The sequence below is a fragment of the Actinosynnema sp. NPDC023658 genome, assembly GCF_040639995.1.
Lineage (GTDB): Bacteria > Actinomycetota > Actinomycetes > Mycobacteriales > Pseudonocardiaceae > Actinosynnema.
On record NZ_JBFAAX010000823.1, the window covers coordinates 1 to 2,494 of the forward strand.

The 2,494-nt window shown below is 74.7% G+C and carries 1 protein-coding gene; it reads right to left on the reverse strand.

Translation table 11 applies throughout. The features are described 5' to 3' along the window. On the reverse strand, positions 1 to 2,494 hold a 2,494-nt coding region (locus AB0G02_RS35230; protein ID WP_360803278.1), incomplete at both ends, for an amino acid adenylation domain-containing protein.

Genomic DNA, 2,494 nt, shown 5'->3' on the forward strand with positions numbered 1-2,494 from the left:
GGCGGCGATCCCGGCGACCGTGCGGCCTTCGAACACGTCGCGGGCGCTCAGGCGCACGCCTTCGCGGCGGGCGCGGGACACCAGCCGCAACGACGCGATGCTGTCGCCGCCGACGTCGAGGAACGCGTCGTCCAGGGTGACCTCGTCGGTGCCCAGCACCTCCCGGACCACCCGCAGCAGCACGGCTTCCGCGTGCGTCGCCGGTTCGCGGGCCGGTGCCGCCGCACGATTCCCGGGCGCGGGCAGGGCGGCGCGGTCGAGCTTCCCGGTGGGGCTCAGCGGCAGGCGGTCGAGGACCACCAACGCGGCCGGCACCATGTGGTCGGGCAGCTCGGCGGCCAGGTGCTCGCGCACCGACGCCGGGTCGAGGTCGGCGTCGTCGGTGGGGATGACGTAGCCGACGAGTCGGCGTTCGCCGGGCCGGTCCTCGCGGACGACCACCGCGCACGCCCGCACGTCGGGGTGCCGGGTCAGCACGGTCTCGACCTCGGACAGCTCGATGCGGAAGCCGCGCAGCTTGACCTGGTGGTCGGAGCGGCCGAGGAAGACCAGCTGACCGTCCGCCCGCCACCGCACCAGGTCGCCGGTGCGGTACATGCGTTCGCCCGGCCCGGAACCGAGGCCTTCGCCGAACGGGTCCGCGACGAACCGGTCCGCGGTCAACCCCGGCCGGTTGAGGTAGCCGCGGGCCAGCTTCGGCCCGGCCAGGTACAGCTCGCCGGTCACGCCGACGCCCACCGGCAGCAGGCCCGCGTCCAGCACGTAGGCGCGCACCTCGGGGTCCGGGCGTCCGATCGGCAGCGGGCCGGGGTCGTCCGGGTCGTAGTGCCAGGTGACCGAGTTGATCGTGACCTCGGTGGGGCCGTAGGCGTTGAACAGCGCCCGGCGGTCACCCCAGCGGCGGGCCAGCTCGGGGTCGAGGCGTTCCGCGCCGACGACGAAGAACACCTCCGGCGGCACGGTCCGGTCGTCGGGCATGGCGGCCAGGAACGACGGCAGCAGGTTCACGCCGGTGACGCGGTGCTCGGTGATGTAGTCCAGCAGCTCGTCACCGGGCACCCGCACCTCCTCCGGCGCGATGACGGACGTGCCGCCGGACAGCAGCGGCAGCATGAACTGCCAGAACGCCACGTCGAAGCTGGTCGAGGCGAAGTGCAGGTAGCGCTCGCGCTCACCGATGCCGACCACGTCCTCCTGGAGGGAGACCAGGCTGGGCACACCGCGGTGGGTCAGCGCCACGCCCTTGGGCCTGCCGGTCGTGCCCGAGGTGTAGATGACGTAGGCCAGCGAGTCCTCGGTGAGGTCGCGGCGGGCGTGCGCCGGGTCGGTGTCCCACTCCGCCGGTCCGTCCACGGTGGACGGGTCGATCACCGGGAGGTCCACCGGCGCACCGGCTTGCGCGACCACGGCGGCGGGCGCGACGTCGTCGAGCATGTGGGCCAGGCGGTCGGCCGGGTAGGTCGGGTCCATCGGCACGTACACCGCGCCCGCCTTCAGCACGCCGAACAGCGCGACCACCATCTCCACGTCCCGGCCGAGCAGCACGGCGACCGGGTCCTGCGGCCGCACGCCCCGGTCGAGCAGGGCGTGCGCCAGGCGGTTGGCGCGGCGGTCCAGCTCGGCGTAGCCCAGCGAGCGGTCGCGGCACACCACGGCCTCCGCGTCCGGGGTGCGGCGCACCCACGTGCCGAACTCCTCCAGGCAGCCGCCGCGCTCGCGGGTCGGCTCGGGGCCGATCCCCAGGCCGAGCACCACGTCCCGCTCGTCGGCGTCGAGCAGCGGCAGCGCGGCGACGGGCCGGTCCGGGTCGTCGACGATCCCGTGCAGCAGGGTGCGCAGCCAGCGGCCGTAGCCGCGCACGGTCCCCTCGTCGAACGCGTGCGGCTGGTAGCCCAGGCCGATGACGATCTCGTCCTCGGGGATCACGATGACGGTGAGCGGGTAGTGCGTGGCGTCGGTGATGTCCACCCCGACGAGGTCCAGGCCGGGCGCGAGCGCGGTGCGCCGCCTGCTGGAGAGGGGGAAGTTCTCCATCACCAGCATGGTGTCGAACAGCTCGCCCACGCCGACGGCGCGCTGGACGCCCGGCAGCCCGACGTGGTGGTGCTCGGCCAGGGCGACGCTCTCCTCGTGCACGCGGTCGAGCAGCCGTGCCGCGGTGTCCTCGGGCGCGTACCGGACCCGGACGGGGATGGTGCCGCCGAGCTGGCCGATCATCGACTCCACCCCGTCGACCTCGGCGGGCCGGCCCGAGACCGGGCAGCCGAACACGACGTCGCGCCGCCCGGTGAGCCTGCCGAGCAGCACGCCCCACGCGGTCTGGAACAGGGTCGTCGGCGTGATGCCCCGGTCGCGGGCGAACGCGCGCAACCGCTCGCTGAACTCCTCCCCCAGTCCGACGGTGACGCGTTCAGGTCGGTCGACGCGTGCGGCGGCGCCGGCCGGTGCGAGCCGGGTGCCCTCGTCCAGCCCGGCCAGGGCGACCCGCCACGCG